The sequence below is a fragment of the Streptomyces cyaneochromogenes genome, assembly GCF_003963535.1.
GTDB lineage: Bacteria > Actinomycetota > Actinomycetes > Streptomycetales > Streptomycetaceae > Streptomyces > Streptomyces shaanxiensis.
The window spans coordinates 7,824,514-7,849,627 of sequence record NZ_CP034539.1 but is presented as its reverse complement, the minus strand read 5'-3'; the positions used below and the strand labels follow the sequence as shown (position 1 = coordinate 7,849,627).

General features: G+C 68.5%; 19 protein-coding genes and 1 pseudogene. 7 read left to right on the top strand and 13 right to left on the bottom strand.

What is annotated here, in order from left to right:
• Position 1: 1 nt before the first annotated feature.
• From EJ357_RS35565 to EJ357_RS35545, 5 genes are all read right to left on the bottom strand, one after another.
• The gene (locus EJ357_RS35565) at positions 2–2,020 is read right to left on the bottom strand and encodes a beta-galactosidase (RefSeq protein WP_126395782.1); all 2,019 of its coding nucleotides are present in this window, start codon (positions 2,018–2,020) and stop codon (positions 2–4) included.
• Complete coding sequence (locus EJ357_RS35560) at positions 2,017–2,703, bottom strand: hypothetical protein (protein WP_126395781.1); 687 nt, start codon at positions 2,701–2,703, stop codon at positions 2,017–2,019. The genes EJ357_RS35565 and EJ357_RS35560 overlap by 4 nt, the downstream gene beginning before the upstream one ends.
• Entirely contained in the window at positions 2,700–4,355 is a 1,656-nt protein-coding gene (locus EJ357_RS35555) for an ABC transporter substrate-binding protein (RefSeq protein WP_126395780.1), read from the bottom strand. The genes EJ357_RS35560 and EJ357_RS35555 overlap by 4 nt, the downstream gene beginning before the upstream one ends.
• A 65-nt stretch (positions 4,356–4,420) precedes the next feature.
• Positions 4,421–5,293 (bottom strand): carbohydrate ABC transporter permease, encoded by an 873-nt coding sequence (locus EJ357_RS35550; protein ID WP_126395779.1) that lies wholly within the window; start codon positions 5,291–5,293, stop codon positions 4,421–4,423.
• Positions 5,287–6,279, bottom strand: a complete 993-nt coding sequence (locus tag EJ357_RS35545) for an ABC transporter permease (protein ID WP_126395778.1) — start codon at positions 6,277–6,279, stop codon at positions 5,287–5,289. Before EJ357_RS35545 ends, EJ357_RS35550 begins: the two co-directional genes overlap by 7 nt.
• A gap of 186 nt (positions 6,280–6,465) precedes the next feature.
• Here EJ357_RS35545 and EJ357_RS35540 point away from each other — a divergent pair, with 186 nt between their 5' ends.
• Positions 6,466–7,470 (top strand): acetylxylan esterase, encoded by a 1,005-nt coding sequence (locus EJ357_RS35540; RefSeq protein WP_126395777.1) that lies wholly within the window; start codon positions 6,466–6,468, stop codon positions 7,468–7,470.
• A 284-nt stretch (positions 7,471–7,754) separates the two neighbouring features.
• On the opposite strand, the gene EJ357_RS35535 is transcribed toward EJ357_RS35540, so the two are convergent.
• The 5 genes and pseudogenes from EJ357_RS35535 to EJ357_RS35515 form a co-directional block, all read right to left on the bottom strand.
• The gene (locus EJ357_RS35535) at positions 7,755–8,606 is read right to left on the bottom strand and encodes a transferase (protein WP_126395776.1); all 852 of its coding nucleotides are present in this window, start codon (positions 8,604–8,606) and stop codon (positions 7,755–7,757) included.
• Entirely contained in the window at positions 8,603–9,868 is a 1,266-nt protein-coding gene (locus tag EJ357_RS35530; RefSeq protein ID WP_126395775.1) for a glycosyltransferase family 4 protein, read from the bottom strand. Before EJ357_RS35530 ends, EJ357_RS35535 begins: the two co-directional genes overlap by 4 nt.
• Positions 9,869–10,003: 135 nt before the next feature.
• Positions 10,004–11,101 (bottom strand): lytic polysaccharide monooxygenase auxiliary activity family 9 protein, encoded by a 1,098-nt coding sequence (locus tag EJ357_RS35525; protein ID WP_126395774.1) that lies wholly within the window; start codon positions 11,099–11,101, stop codon positions 10,004–10,006.
• A 306-nt stretch (positions 11,102–11,407) separates the two neighbouring features.
• A pseudogene (locus EJ357_RS50810) lies at positions 11,408–11,734 on the bottom strand (sensor histidine kinase); the annotation flags it as partial.
• Between the two features lie 95 nt (positions 11,735–11,829).
• On the bottom strand, positions 11,830–12,195 hold the full coding sequence (locus tag EJ357_RS35515; protein ID WP_126395773.1) for a response regulator: 366 nt from the start codon (positions 12,193–12,195) through the stop codon (positions 11,830–11,832).
• Between the two features lie 156 nt (positions 12,196–12,351).
• On the opposite strand from EJ357_RS35515, the gene EJ357_RS35510 reads away from it, so the two are divergent.
• Positions 12,352–13,647: an RNA-guided endonuclease InsQ/TnpB family protein gene (locus EJ357_RS35510; RefSeq protein ID WP_126395772.1), complete on the top strand. Its 1,296-nt coding sequence runs from the start codon at positions 12,352–12,354 to the stop codon at positions 13,645–13,647.
• A 44-nt stretch (positions 13,648–13,691) separates the two neighbouring features.
• On the opposite strand, the gene acnA is transcribed toward EJ357_RS35510, so the two are convergent.
• Positions 13,692–16,409, bottom strand: a complete 2,718-nt coding sequence (acnA, locus tag EJ357_RS35505; RefSeq protein WP_126395771.1) for an aconitate hydratase AcnA — start codon at positions 16,407–16,409, stop codon at positions 13,692–13,694.
• Between the two features lie 248 nt (positions 16,410–16,657).
• Between acnA and argG the strand changes: the two genes are divergently transcribed.
• From argG to EJ357_RS35485, 5 genes are all read left to right on the top strand, one after another.
• Positions 16,658–18,112: an argininosuccinate synthase gene (argG, locus tag EJ357_RS35500; protein WP_126395770.1), complete on the top strand. Its 1,455-nt coding sequence runs from the start codon at positions 16,658–16,660 to the stop codon at positions 18,110–18,112.
• Positions 18,113–18,297: 185 nt separating this feature from the next.
• Positions 18,298–18,495 carry a hypothetical protein gene (locus EJ357_RS35495; protein ID WP_126395769.1) on the top strand — a complete coding sequence of 66 codons (198 nt, stop codon included), beginning with the start codon at positions 18,298–18,300 and terminating at the stop codon, positions 18,493–18,495.
• Positions 18,476–18,718: a DUF6985 domain-containing protein gene (locus EJ357_RS50805; RefSeq protein WP_407698532.1), complete on the top strand. Its 243-nt coding sequence runs from the start codon at positions 18,476–18,478 to the stop codon at positions 18,716–18,718. The genes EJ357_RS35495 and EJ357_RS50805 overlap by 20 nt, the downstream gene beginning before the upstream one ends.
• Positions 18,719–18,840: 122 nt before the next feature.
• Positions 18,841–19,038, top strand: coding sequence for a DUF4236 domain-containing protein (locus tag EJ357_RS35490; RefSeq protein WP_126395768.1), 198 nt, complete (start codon positions 18,841–18,843; stop codon positions 19,036–19,038).
• Positions 19,039–19,112: 74 nt separating this feature from the next.
• A complete protein-coding gene (locus tag EJ357_RS35485) occupies positions 19,113–20,642 on the top strand; it encodes a helix-turn-helix domain-containing protein (protein WP_126395767.1) in 1,530 nt (509 codons plus the stop codon).
• Between the two features lie 161 nt (positions 20,643–20,803).
• On the opposite strand, the gene EJ357_RS35480 is transcribed toward EJ357_RS35485, so the two are convergent.
• Positions 20,804–21,844 carry a beta family protein gene (locus EJ357_RS35480; protein ID WP_126395766.1) on the bottom strand — a complete coding sequence of 347 codons (1,041 nt, stop codon included), beginning with the start codon at positions 21,842–21,844 and terminating at the stop codon, positions 20,804–20,806.
• 154 nt (positions 21,845–21,998) lie between these two features.
• The gene (locus EJ357_RS35475) at positions 21,999–25,049 is read right to left on the bottom strand and encodes an AAA domain-containing protein (protein WP_188142312.1); all 3,051 of its coding nucleotides are present in this window, start codon (positions 25,047–25,049) and stop codon (positions 21,999–22,001) included.
• Between the last annotated feature and the right edge of the window lie 65 nt (positions 25,050–25,114).

Genomic DNA, 25,114 nt, shown 5'->3' with positions numbered 1-25,114 from the left:
GCTACCGCGTCCGCAGGATCGCCGTGCCGAGCGGGTCGAGGGTCAGGGGTTCGCCCTCCTCGACCCGTTTGCCGGTGAGCAGGTCGGTGGCGGTGGTGTGCGCGGTCAGGTGGGCGGGTTCAGGGGTGTGGTTGAGGAGGAAGAGGAGGCTGGTCCCGTCCGGGGAAACCCGGGTCGCGGTCTCCAGCTCGGGGTGGTCGGCGTACGGGCCGAGCAGGTCGTGGCGAGCCAGGATCCGGCGGACCACCCAGTGGACGCCGGGCTGGTCGAGGGCGGTGGCGACGTACCACCCCTCGCCCTGTCCGCAGGCGTGCCGGGTCACGGCCGGGGTGCCGGCGTAGAAGTCGGCGCCGTACGTGCCGACCGCCTCGGCGCCGCGCGGCAGCACGATCTCGAAGACCAGGCGTGCCTCGCAGGTCAGCTCCCCCAGCCGGACCGGTCGCACGACGTCCGTCGGCCGGGAGTCCCACTCGTCGACGCGGACCCCCATGAGCGGACCGAACGGGCCGGGAACATCGGTGAGAAAGGCTCGGTCGTGTTCGTCGACGCGGCCCGAGAGGAACGTCGTCAGGACCGTCCCGCCACGCGCGGCGACGGCCTCCAATCGGCCGGCGAGGTCGCCCTTGACCATGTGCAGGACGGGGGCCAGCACCACGTCGTACGTGGTGAGGTCGGCGGTGACCGGGACGACGTCCACGTCCGCGCCCGCCTCGCGGGCGGCCCGGTAGTAGGCGTGGACCACCTCCTGGTACTTGACCAGTCGAGAGGGACCGTCGGAGATCTCCAGGGCCCACCAGCTGTCCCAGTCGAAGAGAAGGGCGGTGCGGGCCGGGGTGCGCGCACCGAGGGTCGCGTCGCCAAGAGCCTCCAACTCCCGTCCCAGTTCCGCCACTTCACGGAACACGCGCGTGTCGTCCCGGCCCGCGTGACCGATGACCGCGCCGTGGTACTTCTCGCAGGCTCCGCGGGATGCGCGCATCTGGAAGTAGAGGGCCGCGTCTGCGCCGTGGGCGATGGCCTGGAAGGTGGCCAGGCGGAGCTCGCCCGGGCGGCGCAGCGGATTGACGTCACGGCAGGCCGTCGTGGACGGGGTCTGCTCCATCAGCCAGAACGGGGCGCCGTCCTTGAGGCCGCGCATCAGGTCGTGGGCGAGGGCCGGCCAGGTGGGCGGGGCGTCGAGGGGCGGGTAGCTGTCCCAGGATGCGAAGTCGAGGTGGGGCGCCCAGCGGTGGTAGTCGAGGGGGCGAAACATGCCCATGAAGTTGGTGGTGACCGGCGTGTCCGGGTCCTGGGCGCGGATCACCTCCTTCTCGGCGAGGAAGCAGCCGAGGAGGGCGTCGGTGGTGAAGCGGAAGTAGTCGAGGGTGATGCCCTGGAAGGCGGTGTGGTCGGGGCCGCGCCAGTGTTCGGTGAGGGCGTTGGGGGGCTCGATCTGGTCCCAGTCGGTGTAGCGGTGGGACCAGAAGGTCGTCCACCAGGCGTCGTTGAGGGCATCGAGGGTGCCGTACGTGGCCCGGAGCCGTTCCCGGAAGGCGGCGGCACACAGGTCGCAGTAACAGGCCCCGCCGTACTCGTTGTTGATGTGCCAGGCGAGCAGCGCCGGGTGGTCCGCGTAGCGTTCGGCGAGGCGGGCGGCGATCGCGGTGGCGTGCTCGCGGTACGCCGGTGAGCTGGGGCAGAAGCTGTGGCGCCGGCCGTAGCGGTGGCGGCGGCCCTCGAAGTCGGTGCGGTTGACTTCCGGGTACTGCTTCGCGAGCCAGGGCGGGAGGGCCGCGGTGCCCGTGGCCAGGCAGACCCGGCGGTTCTCGGCGGCGGCTCGGTCGAGGATGCGGTCGAGGTGCGTGAAGTCGTAGGTGTCCGGGGCGGGTTGGGTGAGGGACCAGGTGAAGACGCCGACGGTGAGGGTGTCGATGCGGGCCTGGGTGAACAGGCGGTGGTCGTCGTCCCAGACCTGCTGCGGCCACTGTTCGGGGTTGTAGTCGCCGCCGTACGGGATCCTCGGGGTGCGCGGCGCGGTCATGCGGTGAAGTCCTCCTGGGTCTCGGCGATCACCGGGCGGCTGCTGTGCAGCAGGGAGAGCAGCAGTGGGGCCGCCAGCAGGGCGGGCAGGGCCTCGGTCAGCAGGGCGGTCGACGCGGCCGTCAGCAGGAGCAGGGAGGCGGCGCCGAGGGTGGCGCGGCCGTGCCGGAAGAGGAAGTACGCGGCGAGGCGGGCGGTGTCGCGGCCGCGGAAGGCGAACAGCGAGGTGAGGACCAGCGCGTGCGCGCCCCACAGCAGGGAGCCGGTGCCGATCACGCCGAGCAGCACCGCCCACCAGCCGGGCAGACCGGTGGCCGAGAAGTGGGTCAGGGTGAAGGCGATGACGGTCAGCCAGGCGAGCAGTGGTGTCCAGAGCCGCAGCGCCGGGAGGGCGTTGAGCCGCCAGCCTCGGACGTAGGCGCGGGCCGGGTGCAGATCGGTGAGGTCACCGGTGCGGTGGTGCAGGGCGTAGACGGCGGCGGACAGGGCGGGGCCCAGCGGCAGCAGGCATACGGCGGCCAGGGGCAGGTTGGCCGGGTCGGGGCCGAGGAGGAGCAGGCCGGCGAGTCCGGGTGCGGCGGCCAGGAGCAGCAGGGCCTCGACGGTGACCAGGGTGTGGATCAGGGCGGCGGCGCGGGAGAGGACTCCGGCGCCGAAGTCGGCCGTACGGACGCCGCCGCTCACCCGTTCTCCTTCTCGAAGCGTTCCTTCGCCTTGTTGTGCAGGTCCACGAGTTGGTCCATGTTCTTGGCCTTCGACTCGGCGACGTAGTCGTCCCATTCGGACAGCGGGCGCTTGCCGAGGACGAACTTGAGGGTGTTCTGGATGGCGTGGTCCTTGAGCGGGGTGTCCCAGAGCGTCGCCTGTTCCTGCTCCATGGACTGCAGCGGGTGCGCCGGGTCGATCGGGAGCTGTTCGCGCTGGGTCATGGCGTCCTGGAACTTCTTCTCGTCCGGGCTGAAGTTGGAGGAGACCAGGGCCCAGCTGCCGCCGTAGGTGAAGACGCCGTTGAAGAAGCCGTAGTCCTTCTGGAGGTCCTTCGGGGCGTCCGGGTCGGAGCCCATCAGGGAGATGCCGGGCTTGAGCTCGTAGGTGTCGCCGGACTCGGTGTAGGTGACGCCCGGGACGCCCCACTTGCAGAACTTCTGGCCCTCGTCGGAGTACCAGAGCCAGTCCACGAACTGCATCATCGCGACGAAGGTGTCGCTCTTGAGGGCCTTGCTGGAGATCATGATGCCGTTCTCCAGCCGGGCCCCGCCGAGCACCACCGGGCCCGCCGGGCCGAGCGGCACCGGCACCATCTCGATCTTCGCGCCCTTGATCTGCTTCCGCAGGTTGTAGCGGTAGTTCTGCACCAGCTCCTGCGGGTTGGCACTGATCACATAGGACTTCTCGGCCAGCAGCTTCTGCACCGCCTGGTCGTCCTGCTGGGTGAAGCTCTCCGGGTCGAGGAGCTTCTCGGCGACGAGCTTGCGCAGGTACTCGATCATCTGCCGGTAGCCGTCCTGCGTGGCGGTGAAGACGAACTTCTGCGCCTTGGAGTCGAAGGAGATGTTGTCGTACGTCCACCCCGCCTTGACCCCGTACGCCTGGCCGAGGTAGCTGAACAGCGCGCCGCACGGGAAGGGGGTGTTGGTGCTCCAGCGGTCGGTCCAGGGGTATGTGTCCGGGTACTCGGCCTTGAGTGCCTTGAGGACGTCGTACACCTCGTCCCAGCTGGTGGGCAGGGCCAGTCCGTGCTTGTCGAGGACGTCCGTGCGCAAGGACAGTGAGTAGCCGGACTTGGCCTTCTCGTGCAGGCCGGGCAGCAGGTAGTACTTGCCGTCGGACTGGCGTATGGAGTCGAGCTCGGGCTCGAGCTTCCATCTCCTCACCTTGTCCTGGAAGTTGGGCATCAGGTGCACGTAGTCACTGACGGCGAGGATCGCGCCGGACGACACGAAGGCGACCTCGGAGGGGTGGTAGGTCTTGGGGATCAGGAAGGGGGCGTCGCCCGCGCCGATGAGGACGCTGCGCTTCTTCTCGTAGTCCGCCAGCGGGACGTCGACGGGCTTGAGCGTGATGCCGGTGCGCTTGGTGACCTCCTGCCAGAACAGCCAGCCGCTCTTCGTCGGGTAGACGGGGTTGTTGTTGTGCAGCAGCGAGAAGGAGAGGGGCTTCGCGGCCTTGAACTGCTGTCCGGTGCGGTACTCCTTCATCGCGCCGTTCTGCTTCTTCGACAGGTCCTTGGAGTCCCCGCCGTCGTCGCCGCTGCCGCAGCCGGTGAGGGTGGCGAGGCCGATGAAACCGGCGGCGGCGAGGATCTGGCGCCGCGACAGTTGTCCTGCGTTCTTCACGGATACTCCTTTGTTCCGTAAGTGGGTTGACGCTCCCCGCCGGCTCCCCGTCGGCGCCCCGCCGGTCAGCCCTTGACCGCGCCGAGCATCACGCCCGAGACGAAGTAGCGCTGGACGAACGGGTACACGCAGAGGATCGGCAGCGCGGTGAGCACGATGGTGACCGCCTGGATGTTCGCCCCGACCTGGCTGAGCTGCTCCGCGCCGGCACCGGCGTTGGAGCCTGCGGTGGCGCCCTGGATGAGGTTGCGCAGATAGACGGTGACCGGCATGAGGTCGGTCTGGTCCATGTAGAGGAACGCGCTGAACCAGGAGTTCCAGAACGACACCGAGTAGAAGAGCACCATCGTGGCGACGACCGCCTTGGACAGCGGCAGCACGATCCGCAGCAGGATGCCGTACGTACTCAGCCCGTCGATCTGCGCGGCCTCCTCCAGCTCGGTCGGCAGGCTCTCGAAGAAGGCCTTCATCACCAGCAGGTTGAACACGCTGATCGCGTTGGGCAGGGCGATCGCCCACACGCTGTTCTTCAGACCGAGGCTGGTGATCAGGACGTAGTTGGGGATCAGACCGCCGGTGAAGAACATGGTGAACACGGCGATGCCGACGAGTGCGGTGCGGCCCTTGAGGTGCTTCTTCGACAGGACGTAGGCGTAACAGGTCGTCAGCACCATGGCGACGGCGGTCGCCACGACCGTGTAGAGCACGGTGTTGCCGTAGTTGCGCCAGAACATGGAGTCCTGGAACACGATCTTGTACGTGGTGAGGTTGAACCCCTTGGGCCACAGGGTCACCTCACCGGCGCGGATCTGACGCTCCCCGCTGAAGGACCGGGCGACGATGTTGAGGAAGGGGTACAGGGTCACGGCCACGACAAGGGTGAGGATCACCCCGTTGACGCCCTGGAAGACACGGTGGGAACGACTCGGCTTCACCACAGGCTGGTCCCCACTGTGCGGCGCGAGAGCTGGTTGGCGGACGTGATCAGGACCAGGCCGATGATCGCCTCGAACAGGCCGATGGCGGCGGCGTAGCTGAAGCTGTTGGACTCCACACCGGTCCGGTAGACGTACGTGGAGATCACGTCGGAGGTCTGGTAGGTCAGCGGGTTGTACAGCAGAAGGACCTTCTCGAAGCCGACGGCGAGGAACGTGCCGACGTTGAGGATCAGCAGCGTGATCATGGTGGGCCGGATGCCGGGCAGGGTGACGTGCCAGATCTGCCGCCAGCGGCCCGCGCCGTCGATGCGGGCGGCCTCGTACAGGTCCTCGTCGATGGTGGTGAGCGCGGCGAGGTAGAGGATCGTGCCCCAGCCGGCGGTCTGCCAGATCTCCGAGCCGACGTAGACGGTGCGGAACCACTCGGGTTCCTGGATGAAGCGGATCGGGTCGTGGCCGAGCCAGCCCAGTACGTGGTTGATCGGGCCGTCGGTGGCGAGCATCTGCATCGTGATGCCCGCGACGATCACGATCGACAGGAAGTGCGGCAGATACGAAACCGACTGTACGAATCGTTTCAGCGCACGGCGTCGCACCTCGTTGAGCAGCAGGGCGAGCACGATCGGGATCGGGAAGCAGAAGACGAGCGTCAGTCCGCCGAGCCACAGGGTGTTGCGGAACACCTGCCAGAAGGTGGGGTCGCTGAGGAACATCTCGACATAACGCAGCCCCACCCAGTCCTCGCCGAACATCGACCCGCCCGGCTCGAAGCGCCGGAAGGCGATCACGTTGCCGATCATCGGCAGGTAGCGGAAGACCAGGAAGAAAAGCAGCGGCAGCAGCGCCAGTGAGTACAACCGCCAGTCCCGGCGCAGCGCCCGCCGCCAGCCGGTGCGCGTCGGCGGCCGGCCCCGCCGGGGTGGGTTCTTCGTCGGCGGCGGCTCCTGTGTGCCGGGCGGTGGAGCCGACGTGGTGGAGGTGCTCATACGGTGGGCCTCCCGGTGGCACCGAAAGTTTCGGATTCGTACCGGCAACTTTGCGGCGAGGTTAGGGGCGGGTGTAATGGCTGTCAATGGGACTGACAGGGAAGGGGAGTTGAGGAGCCTGGCACACGGAGAAGACCGGGACGTCGAAACATTCAGATTTTCAAGCGCAACAATCGGAGGCCGCTGGTGCCCGCGTTCGACCTGCCTTTGGCGGAGCTGGAGCGCTACCGTCCGGACCCCCAGGAGCCCGCCGACTTCGACGAGTTCTGGCACGACACCCTCAAGGAGGCGGCCCAGCCGGAGGTGTTGGTGTCTGCGCACCCTGTGCGCACCGGGCTACGGCTGACCGAGACCTGGGACGTGACTTTCCGCGGGTTCGCCGGCGACCCGGTGCGGGCCTGGTTCAGCAGACCGGCCGGGGTGCGCGATCCGCTGCCGGCCGTGGTCGAGTACGCCGGTTACGGCCGTGGCCGAGGTCTCCCCCACGAGCGGCTGACCTGGGTCAACGCCGGGTACGCGCATCTGCTGATGGACAACAGGGGCCAGGGCGACCAGTACGGCAGCGGAGGTGCCACCCCGGACCCGCACGCCACGGCACCGGGCGGCCCGGGCCCGGCGGTGCGCGGGCTGCTGTCGCCCCACGACCACCACTACCGCCGCCTGATCACGGACGCGGTACGAGCCGTCACGGCCGTGCGGGCTCTGCCCGGGGTGGACGCCGCCCGCATCGCGGCCGTCGGCAACAGCCAGGGCGGCGGGCTCGCCCTCGCGGTCGCCGGTCTCGTCCCGGACCTCGCCGCACTCCTCGCCACCGCCCCGTTCCTGTGCGGCATCCGGCGCGCACTCGACCTCACCGACGCGGGGCCGTACGGCGAGATCGCCGCGTACCTCGCCGTGCACCGGGGCGCCGAGCGGGCCGCGTACGACACCCTCTCCTACCTGGAGGGGATCGCCTTCGCCCGGCGCGCCCACGCACCGGCCCACTTCGGGGTCGGCCTGCGCGACACGGTGTGCCCGCCGAGCGGGGCGTACGGCGCCGCCAACCGCTATGCGGAACTGTCGGGCGCCGCTCCCCGCAAGGAGATCCACGCCTATCCGTTCAACGGCCACGAGGGCGGCGACGCCGTGCACGTCCGTCGTCAACTGGACTGGCTGTGCGACGTGTTGGACTTCAGCCCGCGGCCGGTGTGACCCCGGGTGCACCGAGCCGCTCGCCCTCACGGAAGGACGGCGGCGCCTCGGACGCTCCCCAGGCGGGACCGGAGCGGCCGGATACCCAACTGGCTTGACTGTGTTCTCCGTTGAGGCGGTAGAGTCGTGTGGAGACTGCACGACAACGTTGTCGCACCTCACGGCTTCGCGCAGACACAAGCCACTCCCCAACCGGACGGTCCTCTCTCCCCCTCGGGTCCGTCCGGCTCGCGGACCCGGTGGACGACGGCTCAACGCCCACCGGGTCCGCTCGAGGACACACATCACGCCGTCGCGGCGGTCACCTCCACGGAGAGGTCGTTGTCGACGGTGTAGTAGGGACGTACGGCGACAGCGCCGATCTGGGCCGCCGGATGGACGAAGATCTCCTTGCGATCCGCCACGTCGTCGAACAGCCGGCCGAGTCGGACGGGAGAGGCTGTGGCGTCGAGTCGGGACTGGACGGAGAGGTCCCAGACACGACTTCCCTTCCCCTGTCCGACGGCCAACTCCCCATAGTCCACGGTGAAGGAGAACGCCCGGCCGTCACTCGCGACCCTCGGTTCCAGGGTCCGTACGACGCCGTCCCCGCCCCGCAGGCGCAGTCGTACGGCGGCCCCGTCGGCGAGCGTGGTGCCGTGCAGTCTGGCCCTGACCGTCATCGTCCGGTCCGTGACCTCGATGCCCTCGACCTCCGCATGGGCGGTGCGCAGCCAGGCCCGCACCGCGAGGTAGCCGTCCTTGGTGGTGTACGGCACCCGTACGGCGACCGGCGACGGCCAGTCACGGGCCTGTCCGTCGACGAGGGCGCGCAGGTCACGCAGCCCGGGGCGGACGCGCTGCCGTGCCGCTCCGGGTTCGGCAAGGAGGTACACGTCCCACCGGCCCTCGGCGAGGGCGGGCCTCGGCTCCAGGACGGCGCACAGGCGGCCGTCGTCCAGGGGCTCCAGGTCGAGGGCGTGCGGGACCTTCTCGGGCTGCCCCTTCTTGGGGCGCGGCCGCAGCAGCAACTGGGGCGGCCGGGAGCCGGGAGCGGCCGCCGGCGACCGGAAGGTGAAGGCGATCCGGCCGTCCGCGTCGATCGTGCAGTCGGCACGCAGGTGCGCGTCACGCGTCGCGCCGGGCTCCGTCGTCATCGCTGTCCCCTCCGAACCGTGCGCAGCGCGCGGGCGGCCGCGGCGTGCGCGGTGTCGCGTGCGGCGAAGCCCTGGCTCACCAGGGCGTTGCGTATTCGGCCGCGTTCCGGCGCGGTCCGTCGCCCGGTCCGGCGGGCCGACATCGCCTCGTCCATCAGGCGTTCGGCATGTTCCACGACCGGGACGGGGGCGAACCGTCGCGCGTTCGCCATGGCCGTGCGGCCCATCCGCCGGCGTCGCTCGTCGTCGCGGACGAGGTCCAGCAGTGCGGCGCCGAGCGCGTCGCGGTCCCCGACGGGCACCAGCCGGCCGTCGACCCCGTCCTCGATGATCTCGCCGGGTCCGTACGGGCAGTCGGTGCTCACGACCGGCAGGCCGCAGCGCATCGCCTCGACGATGGTCATGCCGAACGGCTCGAAGTTCGACGCGGCCGCGCCGATCGAGCCCTTGACCCACTCCGCCTCCATGGGGGCGGCGGCACCCATGAGGAAGACGTTCTCGTACAGGCCGAGGCGGTGGATGAGCTGCCGCAGGCGGTCCTGCTCCTCCCCCTTGCCATAGATGCGCAGCTGCCAGTCAGGGTGTTCGGCGGCGACCAGGGCGAACGCCTCGATGAGCAGGTCGTACCGCTTCACCGGGACCAGTCGTCCCGCCGCGACCACGATCCTGGCGGTGCCGTCCGCGGCGGGCAGCACCGGATCGGGGACGCTGTTCGGGAGTGCCTCGACCCGGACCCCGGGCAGCCGCATCCTGCGCCGGTACGCGGCGGCGTCCGCCTCCGTGACCGCGGTGAGCACGTCGAGCCGGCGGTAGGCCCGGCGCAGCACGGTGCGCAGCCGGGGCGGATGGTTGCCGAGGGTGAGGTGCTCCTGCCCGATGCGGACGACGTGCTCCGGTGCCTGCAGTGCCAGGTGCACGTTGAGCCCCGGCCGGGTGCCGATGACGACGTCGGCGTCGATCGCGGCCAGGCATTCGCCGATCCGCTGGTCGGTCAGCTCGCTGTACTGGTGGTGGCGGTACTCTGCGACCGGAAACACTCTTGCCGGTCTCAGATGCAGGGGATGTTCCTTCTCGTGGCGCAGGTCCACCAGTGGCGTTAAGGAAACCTTCGGGTCCAGGGTGAAGTTGGGGCGCTCCCGGTGCCGCAGCACGGAGACGATCTCCACCTCGTGCCGCTCGGCCAGCGCCTGGGCCAGGTTGAACGTGGTGGTGATCGTGCCTCCGATCCCGTAGGCGTTGTGCAGCAAGAAACTGATCTTCATATGGGCTAGACCACGGCGAACCCCCTTACAGTTGCCTGCCGTTACCAGTTCGTTCTCCTGTCAATCACTCTGTCGACAGACTGCGGACCCGGCGGGCGACGTCCGACGCCCACCGGGTCCGCCGCGGACCGCGGTTCAGCCCACCCGGCAGGGCAGGGTCGCCGTGCTGTCGCCGCCGGAGCCGGAGACGACGTAGCCGAACGTCGTGCTCTCCCCCGGATCGAGGGAGCCGTTCCAGTCGGCGTTGTGGACCATCACGGCCTGGCCGTTGTAGGTCGCGTTGCCGCTCCAGAGGCTCTCCACCTTCTGGCCGGCGGGCAGCGTCCAGTCGACCATCCAGCCGAGCATCGGGACGTCGCCGGTGTTGGTGACGGTCACCTCGGACTGGTGGCCGCCGGACCAGGTGCCGGTCGTGCGGCGGGCGGCGGAGCACTCGCCGGGCACCGGGTCGGTCGGGTTGCCGGGCTCCTTGATGCCGGTCACCTCGCCGTTTCCGCCGTCGAAGACGATGTCGGAGCAGGAGTAGAAGGTTTCCTGACTGTCGGAGCGCTGCCAGACCATGTAGACGATGTGGCGGCCCGACTTGTTGTCAGGAAGCTTTCCGGTCCAGGAGTAGTTGGCCTCGACCGTGCCCGGGGAGCCGTTGAGCGGCGGATGGTCGACCGAGAGGAAGGGCCGCTCCTCCATGTCGTCCCAGGTGAGGGTCTGCTTCGGGTCGAAGCCGTCCTTGGTGATGTACACGTAGAACCAACCCGGGTGCGCGGCCCAGGCGTTGTAGGAGAAGTCGACCGTCGCACCCGAGGTGAGATGGGTGAGCGGCCAGTCGTCGCGCGGCACGTTGAAGCCGGTGAAGTTGGTGTTGCCGCCGCTGCACAGCTCGCCGTCGGGCACGAAGCCGCGGGTGCGGCCCGCGCCGTCGGAGCGGAGCACCGAGAACCAGTTGTAGAACGGCGTTGTGCCACTGATCTGTTGGGCCGCCTTACAGGCGGGGTTGACCGGCTTGATCTCACCGGTGTCGGTCAGACCGTCCTGCCAGCACAGGAAGGTACGGCTGCCGGGCTTCATGGGGGTGCCGTGAGCCTCGGCCTCGCCGCCGGTGCTCATGACGAGGGCCACGGCGGGGATGGTCGCGAGGAGGGAGACCAGGACGAGGAAGAGGGCTCTGGCTCGGGTCGGGAGGGTTGATCGGCGCGGCGGGCGGGCGCCCGCGTCCGTTGTGTTTGTCAGGATCATGACAGGAGGGTCCGTTCCTTCAGGTACGGGCTGTGCGGATGCGTGTGTACGGGTGCGGCGGTGCGGGTGCCGCTTCGCTGGCGCAGCCGTGCGGGTGCCGCCGCACAGGTACAGCCGTGCGGATGCGCCGGCGCGGACGCGGACGCGGTGCGGCCGGGTGAGGTGGGAGCGGCGCACAGGCGGGTTCCGGTCCACCGTATGGGAGCGCTCCCACCTTCCCTTGGTTCGGAAAGTAGCGCCGAGTGGCGCGGATGTAAACGGCTGACGCACGAGGCGCCACAGGCCTGCGGGACGGGCCGCCGCCCGTCAGCGGTTAACGGCGAGCGTCCGCGGGGATCGCGCCGGTGCCGGAGCGGACGGGCCCGACAGGGTGTCCAGCGGCGGCGGTTCGGCGTCCACGGGCGGCAGTTCGATCGTGAACTCCGTGCGACCGGGCTCGCTCTCGACGTCGATGCGGCCGCCGTGCGCGGAGACGATCGCCGCCACGATGGCGAGGCCCAGACCGGATCCCCCGTCGTGCGGGCCGCTGCGGGCGCGGGAGGTGTCGGCGCGGGTGAAGCGTTCGAAGACGGTGGGGAGGAAGGCGGGCGGGATGCCCGGGCCGTCGTCGCGGATGCGGATCACGACGCCGGAGCGGTCCCCCGCCACACCGGAACGGTTCCCCGTCACACCGGAGCGGTTCCCCGTCACACCGGAGCGGTTCCCCGTCACACCGGAACGGTTCCCCGTCACACCGGAACGGTTCCCCTTCCCACCCGATCCGTTCCCCGCCTCCACCGTGGCCACGACAGTCGTGCCCGCCGGTGTGTGCACCCGCGCGTTGGCCAGGAGGTGAGGACGGGCAGCTTCGGGTTCTCCTGCCGCAGGCGGCGCAGCGCCTGGTGGCCGTCCAGGTCGGGCAGCATCCCGTCGAGCACGACGACGTGCAGCGCGCAGCCGCGGGCGACCTTCAGCGCGCTCTGGCCGTCCATCGCCGGATAGGCGCGCCAGCCCGCCTCTTCGACGGCCACAGAGAGCACGTCGGTGAGCGCGGGCTCGTCATCGACGATGAACACACGGACGCGGCCGTTTCGGAACCCAGCGGTGCCAGTCATGTCCCGATCGTGTCCCTGTCGGCTGAGGGAACCCTGTGTACCGCATGTGCACAGCCGACGAGTTCGAGAGTCACAGACAAACGATCGAGAATCGCACACATCCCGTAACCCATTCGCCACCTTGGCGTTAGCCCGTTTGGCGACCGGGGGGGGACCATGAGGGCCGACACCGGACGGAAGTACCGCGCCTACCCGCGCGCAGATCAGGAACAGATGCTGATCGACTGGGACCACGACGCCCGCGCGCTGTGGAATCTCGCGCTGGACCACCGTCTGATGGTCGGCCGCAAGCATGACGGGAGTTGGGTGTGGTCCACAGAGCAATGCGTCCTGTTGACCGAGATCCGTAACGACCCCGACCCCTCCGTCAATTGGATCCGTGACCTCCCGGCCCAGTCCGGGCAACAGATCCTGCGCCGCCTCGACCGAGCGTTCGCCAACATGGCCAATCCTGATCATCCGGCGGGCCCTCCTGTTTTCAAGCGTCGTGGCGATCGGATCGGTATTCCCTTCACCGGTCAGGCCGTGCGGTTTCGCAAGCTCAACAGGCATTGGGCGGAGGTCCGCTTCCCGGTCCTGGGTTGGCTGAGGATCCGGCTCTCCCGGGCGCTGGGCGGAACCATTCGCAACGCGACGATCGCCCGCGACGGACTTGGATGGCATGTCTCTCTTGGCGTGCACTCCGGCGCCAAGCCGACTGCCCCCAACGAAGGCCCCGGCTGCGGGGTCGACTTCGGTGTCTCCGTCTCGGCATGGGTGTCCACTGAGCCAGCGGGGCGGTTCATGCGCCCCACGCTGACGCCTGGTGAGGAGAGACGCCTCACAGCTCTGGAACAACGGAAGGAGCGCCAACTCGCATATGCCGAGAAGCGCAACGGCGGTGCGCGGTCAAATCGATTGATGCGCACCATTGCCGCGATCGGAGCGCTCCGGGCGAGGCAAGCAAGAAGAAGACTGGACTTCACCCACAAGTTGACCACCGACCTGTCCAAGAGCCACGGATTCGTCGGAATCGAAGACTTGCGCGTGAGGAACATGGCGGCGTCGGCCAGCCGGTCTCAGGCCGCAGGAGGGAAAAAGAACAGGAATCAAAAAGCGGGGCTCAACAGAGGCATCTTGGATAACGCTCCCGGCGAACGCCGTCGCCAACTGGCGTACAAGTGTGCCCTGTACGGGAGCGATCTACGGCCAGTCCCCCCGCAGGGAACGTCCCAGACATGCCCTTCTTGCAACAAGCGCGATCCCAGGAACCGTCTCCGTTGTGGACGAGAATTCTCTTGTGTTCACTGCGGACACACTGAGCACGCAGATCGCGTCGCCTCGATCGAAATCGAGGCCCGTGCACGCCGGATGGGCGACACGGATATCAAAGGCACGCGCAGTCTCCGCTCGGAGGCAAGGGGCCAGGCAACTGGCGCTCGGTTGCGTGCAGCACCGGCCGCCGCCCGATGACGGGCGACGGCCGGAATCCTTAGGCGTTCACGCCAAGGGGCACATCAATTGCGGATCAGGCTGCGCAGCACGTACTGCATGATGCCGCCGTTGCGGTAGTAGTCGGCCTCACCGGGGGTGTCGATGCGGACGACCGCGTCGAACTCGACACCGGTGTCGGTGGTGACCTTCACCGTGCTCGGGGTGGTGCCCTCGTTGAGCTCGGTGATGCCGGTGATGGAGAAGGTCTCCTCGCCGGTCAGGCCGAGCGAGTCGGCCGACTGGCCGGCCGGGAACTGCAGCGGCAGGACGCCCATGCCGATGAGGTTCGAGCGGTGGATGCGCTCGTACGACTCGGTGATGACGGCCTTGACGCCGAGCAGGGCCGTGCCCTTGGCCGCCCAGTCACGGGACGAGCCGGAGCCGTACTCCTTGCCGCCCAGGATGACCAGCGGGATGCCGGCGGCCTGGTAGTTCTGCGAGGCGTCGTAGATGAAGCTCACCGGGGCGTCGGCCTGGGTGAAGTCGCGGGTGTAGCCGCCCTCGGTGCCCGGCGCGATCTGGTTGCGCAGGCGGATGTTGGCGAACGTGCCGCGGATCATGACCTCGTGGTTACCACGGCGCGAGCCGTAGGAGTTGAAGTCGCGGCGCTCGACGCCGTGCTCCGTGAGGTACTGGCCGGCCGGGGTGTCGGCCTTGATGGCACCGGCGGGCGAGATGTGGTCGGTGGTGACCGAGTCGCCGAGCTTGGCCAGGACGCGGGCACCGGAGATGTCGGAGACCGGCGTGATCTCCATCGTCATGCCCTCGAAGTACGGGGGCTTGCGGACGTACGTCGACTCCGCGTCCCACTCGAAGGTGTCGCCGGTGGGGATGGAGAGGGCCTGCCACTGGGCGTCGCCCGCGAAGACGTCCTGGTAGGACTTGGAGAACATGTCCTCGCCGATGGCGTTGGCGACGACGTCGTTCACCTCGGCCTCGGAGGGCCAGATGTCCTTCAGGTAGACGGCGTTGCCGTCCTGGTCGACACCGAGCGCGTCCTTGGTGATGTCCACCTTCATGGAGCCCGCGATGGCGTACGCGACGACCAGCGGCGGGGAGGCCAGGTAGTTCATCTTGACGTCGGGGTTGATACGGCCCTCGAAGTTCCGGTTGCCGGAGAGGACCGAGGTGACCGCGAGGTCGTGGTCGTTGACGGCCTTGGAGACCTCCTCCGGCAGCGGGCCGGAGTTGCCGATGCAGGTGGTGCAGCCGTAGCCGACGAGGTTGAAGCCGACCTTGTCCAGGTACGGCGTCAGACCGGCCTTGTCGAAGTAGTCGGTGACGACCTTCGAACCCGGGGCGAGGGTGGTCTTGACCCACGGCTTGCGGGTCAGGCCCTTCTCCACGGCCTTCTTCGCGACGAGCGCGGCGGCGACCATGACGTACGGGTTGGAGGTGTTGGTGCAGGAGGTGATGGCCGCGACCGTCACCGCGCCGTGGTCGATCTCGTACGTCGAGCCGTCGGGGGCGGTCACGGTGACCGGGTTGGACGGGGCGCCGTTGGGCGAGACGGCCGGGGCGTCGGAGGCCGGGAAGGACTCCTTGCCCGCCTCGTCGACGTCGTCGACGTAGTTGCGGACGTCCTGGGCGAACTGCTGGGCGGCGTTGGCGAGGACGATACGGTCCTGCGGACGCTTCGGGCCGGCGATCGACGGGACGACCGTCGACAGGTCCAGCTCCAGCTTCTCGGAGAAGTCCGGCTCGGCCTTCGGGTCCAGCCAGAGGCCCTGCTCCTTGGCGTACGCCTCGACGAGCGCGACCTGCTGCTCGGAGCGGCCGGTGAGCTTGAGGTAGTTCAGGGTCTCGCCGTCGATCGGGAAGATCGCGGCGGTGGAGCCGAACTCCGGCGACATGTTGCCGATGGTGGCGCGGTTCGCCAGGGAGGTGGCGGCGACGCCCTCGCCGTAGAACTCGACGAACTTGCCGACGACGCCGTGCTTGCGCAGCATCTCGGTGATGGTGAGCACTAGGTCGGTGGCGGTGGTGCCGGTGGGCAGCTCACCGGTCAGCTTGAAGCCGACGACACGCGGGATGAGCATGGAGACCGGCTGGCCGAGCATCGCGGCCTCGGCCTCGATGCCGCCGACGCCCCAGCCGAGGACGCCGAGGCCGTTGACCATGGTGGTGTGCGAGTCGGTGCCGACGAGGGTGTCGGGGTACGCCTGGCCGTTACGGACCATGACCGTGCGCGCCAGGTGCTCGATGTTCACCTGGTGGACGATGCCGGTGCCGGGCGGGACGACCTTGAAGTCGTCGAAGGCGGTCTGGCCCCAGCGCAGGAACTGGTAGCGCTCCTTGTTGCGGCCGTACTCCAGGTCGACGTTCTGCTTGAAGGCGTCGTTCGTGCCGAACTTGTCGGCGATGACGGAGTGGTCGATGACCATCTCGGCCGGGGAGAGCGGGTTGACCTTCGCCGGGTCGCCGCCGAGCGCCTTGACGGCCTCACGCATGGTGGCGAGGTCCACGACACAGGGAACGCCGGTGAAGTCCTGCATGATCACGCGGGCCGGCGTGAACTGGATCTCCTGCGACGGCTGGGCCTGGGAGTCCCAGCTGCCGAGGGCGCGGATGTGGTCGGCGGTGATGTTCGCGCCGTCCTCGGTGCGGAGGAGGTTCTCCAGCAGCACCTTCAGGCTGTAGGGAAGGCGCGCGGCGCCCTCGACCTTGTCCAGCCGGAAGATCTCGTACGACTCGTCGCCCACCTGCAGCGTGCTGCGGGCGTCGAAGCTGTTCGCCGACACGACAGTCTCCTTCATTTCTGTGCGCTTACCACCGCATCCTGCCGCCACGCCGTCTTGGCCGATCCGCTAAGGTAAGGCTAAGTTAGGCATGCCTTACTGCCAGACTGGCGACGGCGTGCGGCTGCGGTACGCCTCGGCAGATATCTCGATGTCGAGATAACTCTAGTACATGGGGCCGGGATGGTCATGTCCCGGGGCTTCGACATGCCCCCTTTGCATGACCATGCGTCTTGATGCATACTCTTCCTATGTCCAAGGTCCTCACCTCCCTGCCCACCGGCGAGCGCGTCGGCATCGCCTTCTCGGGCGGTCTCGACACCTCCGTCGCGGTCGCCTGGATGCGCGACAAGGGCGCCGTCCCGTGCACCTACACCGCCGACATCGGCCAGTACGACGAGCCCGACATCGCATCGGTGCCCGGCCGCGCCAAGACCTACGGCGCCGAGATCGCGCGCCTGGTCGACTGCCGCGCCGCCCTGGTCGAGGAGGGTCTGGCCGCGCTGACGTGCGGCGCGTTCCACATCCGTTCCGGCGGGCGGGCGTACTTCAACACCACGCCGCTGGGCCGCGCCGTCACCGGCACGCTGCTGGTGCGGGCGATGCTCGAGGACAACGTCCAGATCTGGGGCGACGGCTCGACGTACAAGGGCAACGACATCGAGCGGTTCTACCGCTACGGCCTGCTCGCCAACCCCCACCTGCGGATCTACAAGCCCTGGCTGGACGCGAACTTCGTGACCGAGCTCGGCGGCCGCAAGGAGATGTCGGAGTGGCTGGTCGCCCACGGCCTGCCCTACCGGGACGCCACGGAGAAGGCCTACTCCACCGACGCCAACATCTGGGGCGCCACCCACGAGGCCAAGACCCTGGAGCACCTGGACACCGGGATCGAGACCGTCGAGCCGATCATGGGCGTGCGGTTCTGGGACCCGTCCATCGAGATCGCCGCCGAGGACGTGACGATCGGCTTCGAGCAGGGCCGCCCTGTCACCATCAACGGCAAGGAGTTCGCCTCCCCCGTCGACCTGGTGATGGAGGCCAACGCCATCGGCGGCCGACACGGCCTCGGCATGTCGGACCAGATCGAGAACCGGATCATCGAGGCCAAGAGCCGCGGCATCTACGAGGCGCCCGGCATGGCCCTGCTGCACGCGGCGTACGAGCGCCTCGTGAACGCGATCCACAACGAGGACACCCTCGCCCAGTACCACAACGAGGGCCGGCGTCTCGGCCGCCTGATGTACGAGGGCCGCTGGCTGGACCCGCAGGCGCTGATGATCCGCGAGTCGCTGCAGCGCTGGGTCGGCGCGGCGGTCACGGGTGAGGTCACCCTGCGCCTGCGCCGCGGCGAGGACTACTCGATCCTCGACACCAAGGGCTCGGCGTTCAGCTACCACCCGGACAAGCTCTCCATGGAGCGCACCGAGGACTCGGCCTTCGGCCCGGTCGACCGGATCGGCCAGCTCACCATGCGCAACCTGGACATCGCCGACTCGCGCGCCAAGCTGGAGCAGTACGTCGGCCTCGGCCTGATCGGCACCGGCAGCCCCACCGTCGGCGCCTCCCAGGCCGCCGCGACCGGCCTCATCGGCACCATGCCGGAGCTGCCGGAGGGCGGCGCCGAGGCCATCGCCTCCCGGGGCGAGGTCTCCGAGGAGGACGCGCTGCTGGACCGCGCCGCGATGGAGTCCGGCACGGACTGACGCCCACGAGGTCCTGGACTACGGAAAGGCCGGCTCGGCACCCTGGGTGCCGAGCCGGCCTTCGTACGTCGTCCCTGACGCGCACAGTGAGACTCCTCCCGGTCGGGTGACTGCCGGCACTCCACAAGGGGATGGAGAGGCAAGACATCCCGATCCCCGACCATCACGCCGGAGTGCCCCGCACCATGAGACGGACCGACTTCTTCTGGGACGACTTCGCGTGGACGACGCGGGTGCCGCTGCCACCGGGAATCCCGGCCGCCGGCCGGACAGCCGTCCCCCTGCGCTACGCCCCCGAGGGCCGCGAAGGCCACCCCACCTGGGCCGTCGACAACCCGCCCGCCCTCCTCCACGCCCTGCGGCCTGCGGTACGCGCCCACTGAGCGGTTCTTCGGCCACCCGATCACCAGGGACGGCATCCCCTACGTCGGCGTCGAGTTCGACTGCCCGTCGGACGAGGAGCACGGCCTGGGCGTGCTCATGTACGGCACCCGCGTCGTCGATTCGGGAGGCGCCGCCGTACCGCTCGGCTCGGCCGAACCGGTGACATCGGTCACCTTCGAGGAGTCGGTTAAGTTCTGCCATCAGTTCGCCAAGTCGGGGTAACCGAGGGATACGTACAGGAACAGAGAGAGGAATTAGCGACAGGAACAGGTACAACGACCCCACAGGAACAGGTACAACGACCCCACAGGAACAAAGTACGCCGGCCTCGGAGGGAGGCGTCCATGCCCCTCACATTCCGCAAGAGTTTCCGGATCCTTCCGGGAGTGCGGCTGAACATCAACCGGCACTCCTGGTCCATCACGACGGGCGGCGGGCACGGCCCGCGACATACCCACAGCAGTACCGGACGTCGTACGACATCAGTGGATTTGCCCGGACCTTTCGGGTGGCGTCGCAGCCGCGCCGCCAGGCGACGTTGACGGTCTGTCACCCTGTCACCCGAATGGCACCCCCCAGGGATGTGTCATCTCATATCTGAGATAACCTCAACCCCATGGCAGACGACTACCTCGTACGCATCGGCAAGCTCATCCGTGACGCCCGGCAACACCGGGGCTGGACACAGACGCAGCTCGCCGAGGCGCTCGGCACCTCCCAGAGCGCCGTCAATCGCATCGAGCGCGGCAACCAGAACATCAGCCTTGAGATGATCGCCCGAATCGGTGAAGCCCTGGACAGCGAGATCGTGTCCCTGGGGTACGCCGGGCCGATGCATCTGAGGGTCGTCGGCGGACGTCGGCTGTCCGGTTCCATCGACGTCAAGACCAGCAAGAACGCCTGCGTGGCCCTGCTGTGCGCCTCGCTGCTCAACAGGGGCCGCACGGTGCTGCGTCGCGTCGCCCGCATCGAGGAGGTCTACCGTCTCCTGGAGGTGCTCAACTCCATCGGCGTGCGCACCCGTTGGATCAACGACGGTGTCGACCTGGAGATCGTGCCGCCGGCCGAGCTGAACATGGCGGCGATCGACGCCGAGGCGGCCGTACGGACCCGGTCCATCATCATGTTCCTCGGCCCGCTGCTGCACCGTATGGACCTCTTCAAGCTGCCGTACGCCGGCGGCTGCGACCTCGGCACCCGGACCATCGAGCCGCACATGATCGCGCTGCGCCGGTTCGGTCTGGACGTGGCGGCGACCGAGGGGCAGTACCACGCCACGGTCGACCGGGCCGTCCGCCCCGACCGTCCGATCGTGCTGACCGAGCGCGGCGACACGGTGACCGAGAACGCGCTGCTGGCCGCCGCGCGGTACGAGGGCGTCACGGTCATCCGCAACGCCTCCTCCAACTACATGGTCCAGGACCTGTGCTTCTTCCTGGAGGCGCTCGGCGTCCGGGTCGAGGGCATCGGCACCACCACGCTCACCGTGCACGGCGTGCCGGACATCGACGCCGACGTGGACTACTCGCCGTCGGAGGACCCGGTCGAGGCGATGAGCCTGCTGGCCGCGGCGGTGGTGACGGAGTCGGAACTGACGGTGCGTCGCGTCCCCATCGAGTTCCTGGAGATCGAGCTCGCGGTCCTGGAGGAGATGGGCCTCGACCACGACCGTACGCCGGAGTACTTCGCCGACAACGGCCGTACGCGCCTGGTGGACCTGACGGTCCGGCCCTCCAAGCTGGAGGCGCCGATCGACAAGATCCACCCGATGCCGTTCCCGGGTCTGAACATCGACAACGTCCCGTTCTTCGCGGCCATCGCGGCCGTCGCGTCGGGCAAGACCCTCATCCACGACTGGGTCTACGACAACCGCGCGATCTACCTCACCGACCTCAACCGCCTCGGCGGCCGCCTGCAGTTGCTCGACCCGCACCGCGTCCTGGTCGAGGGCCCGACCCGCTGGCGCGCCGCCGAGATGATGTGCCCGCCCGCGCTGCGGCCCGCCGTGGTCGTGCTGCTGGCGATGATGGCGGCGGAGGGCACGTCCGTGCTGCGGAACGTGTATGTCATCAACCGGGGGTACGAGGACCTCGCGGAGCGCCTGAACTCGATCGGGGCGCAGATCGAGATCTTCCGGGACATCTGACGCAGCTCCGGATAACGCCGCTGCACCCATTTCGACCAGTACAAACACAGGTCGGGGTGGATGCGGCAGCGCCTCTGGGACTTCTCAGGGACTTGCGGCCTCATGGGGAGTGCTCCCGGTTGGCCGCGATGGGTAGCCGTCGCATCGGGAGCAATCCGCTATCACCCTGCGAGACTTCGAGCTACAAAGGTCAGGTGCTGAACGTTCCCCACCCGATTCCAGACGGTGTGGTTGCCCGTGCTGGTCATGCCCTGGGTCCGGTCTCGCAGCCACCTCTCCCCTGCGCCCGCCCCGGGACCCCGGAAGTCCGCGAGGCGGGTGAGAGATCCGGCGGCCTCCCGGTTGGTGTCGTCGTACTTAATACCGTGCGGCACTTTGGACAGGTGGTAGGAACGGGCGGTCGTGTACCGAAGGACACCCCACGGCGGACCCCCGTTGCGGGAGGGTGGAACCTGTGCCACATATGTGGCGGGATGAATGCCGTAGTCGCCGTAAATCAGTCGGGAAAGGTAGCTACGTTCGCTGTGCTGAATCTCTTCCCAGGTCTCCCAGTCCGAGCGGGGCGCCTCGTACGGGACACCTTCACGGAAGTCGGACGGCGGATCTGGGAAGCCACCGGCCATAGCGGTGACCGTGCGCCATGAGGTGAGCGGGACGAGGGCATCCAGGGCGCGCAAGCCCTCCTTTGCCGCATCTGGGCGGTCGGGCAGGACAGTGCCGAGGTCGAGGAGCAGGTCGACGGGGTACCTCGGCGGAAGTCGTTCCAGCAGGTCAATGACTTCCGAAGTCGTGCTGTCGTTCCACGCCCCAGGAAGCCTCACCCGCAATCCCAGCCCGTCCTCGCGTCGTCGTGCCACGGCAAGGGCCAGCGATTGCTGTGCGGCCGGGCGCCCCGGCCCGGTGACGGGCCACAGATTGCGGTGATCCCACCACCCAGGAGAGAGAGCGTCGGACAGGACGTCGGCTTCGATGTCGTCGGCAAACGGCGCGTCCAGCCAGCCGACCCCATGACGATGGGCAGTGGTGACGTCACCGGACTCCTTCCGGATCCGTTGGGCCAGCGGGGCCGGCAGGAAACCGGGACGAGGTGGCAGCGTCCACAACGGAGCGATCCGGCGCTGTATGTCCGGCGTCAACGCGCGGTAGGCGGACACAGCATGTGGCCGAGTCGGCAGCACGGGAACGTAGAGCGGTACGGACATGGCGTCCCCCTCAGCGCTGCCCGTGCACGGCTTCCTTCACGTTCCTTCAGGGTGAAACCATCGACGAGGCCCGAAAAGGGCGCCAATCAGCCAACGCCTGCCTGCACACCTGCATTACGTGCATCTCGCCCGGCTCGGCAGAAGGGGCGTGCCCTCAGGAATCGCCGTCTCCGTCAAGACGGTTCGGCAACCATCTCGACGCCTGCTCGCGGCTGACGTGGTCCGCATCCACATACCACTGGCGGCGCGCACTGTCCCACCGCGCACCGAGCAAACGCTTCGCCTCGTCCTTCTCGGCATAAGGAACATTCAGGTAGAGCCGACTTCCACCCCGCGTCGCGGTCGGGCCGTCCGACGGACGAGAGGCCCTTGGATTCCACGCGGCTCGCTCCTTGCGTGCCCGCTCGATCACGCGCCCTACGCGTTTGCATGCGGCGGGGTCCGTGAGGCGCATCATCAGATCCGTCGGGCCCGAGTTCGCCAGCAGGTTGAGCGAACCGTGCCAGAGCACAGCGGCATCGAGAATGAGCACCTTCTCATGCATGCGTTCACGGAACTCCACCTGGCATCCGGCCGCCCGCAGTTCCTGGACGAGTCCGCGGACGCGCTCCACAGCAGCGTCCGAGGACTGCTCCTCGGGCGGCCTGGTGCGGACGGTCACGCTGACACCGTCCGCCACTCGCTTGGCCAGTTGCGTAGCCCATGTGCGTACGGGTCGTGGATCGAGGAAGGGACAGTAGACCTCGATGCTGCGCGCGGCCCGGTCAATGTCCCAGCTCACGGCGCGAGGCACCTCGTCGGCCGGAAAGAAGGCCGGCCGGGCGAGTTCGTCCTCGGAGAGCGAGGCGAGTTGTGCGGCCTCACGGACGGGGATGAGCTGGTCGACGGATATGCACTGGGCGTGCGCTTCGAGATGGTCGAGCATCCGTCGTGCTTCGCTGGTCGCGGACAGGTGCTGCCGTAGATGCTCGACGTCCGCGATGACGATGAGGTGGTCCTGGGCCCGGCTGAGCGCGACGTTGAGCAACCGGCAGGTGTTCGAGGACAGTCCGGTGCCCTGGAAGAAGTAGCCGGGCTGACTGCCGGCCCCTGCCGTCGTGTCGACGATGACGATGGGGCGCTGGCTGCCCTGGAAGCGGTGCACGGTGTCGACCAGGCCCTCGAACTGTTCCCCGAAACGGTAGCCGAGGCTGCCCTTGAGCGCCTGGACCTGCTTTTTGTACGGGGCGATCACGGCCAGACGGCCGGTTGCCCTCTCACCAACCGGCACGTCATCCCACTTGCGGCCGGGCAGCACGCCCTCGTACTGAAGTCCGCGGACGAGTTCGTGGACGGCGGCCTCATGAACGGTGTTGGTCTGGTGATCGCGACCACGGATGCGCCGGTGCGAGGTGTCGACGAGGATCAGTGGCGCGTCGACCAGTCCGTTGAACGGAATCCGCGAATCGTCGTCGCGGCCGGTCCTCAGTGGTGCGTCCGGGTACGCGACGGTGTTGACGAGGTCGCAGATCGCGCTCCGCATGCGGTACTGGGTGTCGAGTGCGACGAGCCGGGCATCCGGCATCACCGATCCGCCCACGCTCACCAGGCCCGCACTGGAGAACACGTCCCGGGCCGTCCACTGACGAGTGTGCTCCTGCTCGGCCTCCGTTGCCTTGCGGTCGCTGTCCCCTTTTGTCACCGCTGGCAGCTGACGGAAGTCCCCTGCGAACACGATCCGCTTCCCTGCCAGTCCGGCGGCGTACCAGGCGGACGGCAGATTGACCATCCCGGCCTCGTCGACGACGACCACGTCCACTCGGTCGAGAAGTTTGCGCACCTGCACGGCCATGGTCACCGTCGCACCGAGGACCCGGCATTTCGAGCGCACGGTCTCCTTGATCTTCCGGCGCTGTTCCTCCAGTTCGCCGATCTGCTGCTGGATGTGCTCGGCCTGGGACAGCAGGGTCGAGCGGGCGGGCAGCACGGAGAGCTTCGGCTGTTCGGCTGTGAGCGCTTTGTCCAGCCTCTCGGCCTCGCCCGCAGCCCGGCGCAGGTCACGGTCCGCTGCCGCCAGCCCCGTCGACGCCTGCTGGACGTCGATGCGGGCCTGGTGGAGAGCGGCCTGCGCCTTGTCGAGCTGGGCCTGCTTACGGCCGGCGAAGATGCCGGTCGGGGCTCCTGTCTTCCTGATCACTTCCTCTTGGGCGGCGATCACGGATCGAGCGGTGTTCTGGGCTTGAGCGTGGCCCGTCCGTCTGATGCCCGCATCGGTCTGAGCACGCCGAGCAGCGGCGAGGTCCGTACGAAGGCCATCCACCCTGTCGTGGACGGCGATGCCCGCTCGGGAATGCCGCAAGGCCGCGGCGAGGTGTGTGAGGGACTCATCGAGGTGGGCGCTCAGTCGCGCCGCGATCCGTTCGGCGTCAATTTGGTCTCCGTACTTGTCCCTCAGCGAGACGCCGGCGATGGCCCCCGCGCGCTGCACGAGCCCGTCGTCGAACCCCTCCTCTTGCGAGAGCAGCTCACATATGCGTTCCAGAGCCTGGTCCACGGCGACGTTGGTGGGAGCCAGGAAGAGCACCGAGTGCCCCTGGCGGTAGCACCCTTCGACGATGTGCCCGACAACATCGGTCTTCCCCGTCCCCGGCGGGCCCCACAGGAACAGCACGTCACCGTCGAGGGCTTGTTCCACCGCCTGGCGCTGACGAGGGTTGAGCTGGAGAGACGCCCAGTTCGCGACCCATTGGGCGGTGGCTCCTGCACGTCTCCCCGGCCGGGGGTCCCCCTGTCCCAGAGTCCAGGCCGCGCGTTCCGCCCGGACCGGGTGATTCGGCTGCCCCACCGTCTCCAGCCGTTCTACGAGAACGCGCCAGGGAGCCGCGTCGTCTTCCCTGATCTGCGCATGGGAGGGGGTTGGTCCGAGGTCCGCCTCTGTCACGACGCGCACCTTGCCCTCGGGCATGCGCGACACCTCCGCCGGTGTCCACGCACCCGTCGATCTCGACGCGCGCACAAGCACCGCCTTGCCGTCGAGTTCGTCCAGCCATCTCTTGCAGTCGAACAGGTACTCGTGACTGCCGTCGACACTGGACACCCGGCGCCCCGCCGAGAGCGAGACCTTGCTGCCGTCCTTGCCGTCGCTGCGCAGTTCCGCGGCGACTTCCAATCGCGCGGCCGTCAGCAGTTCCTTGACCGGATACGGCAATCCTGCTGGCTTGTTCAACCCCGCCCCCTGTCACGCCACAGCCCTGGCCAGCCCCGGCCTCCCTCGAGACCTGCACTGAAAAA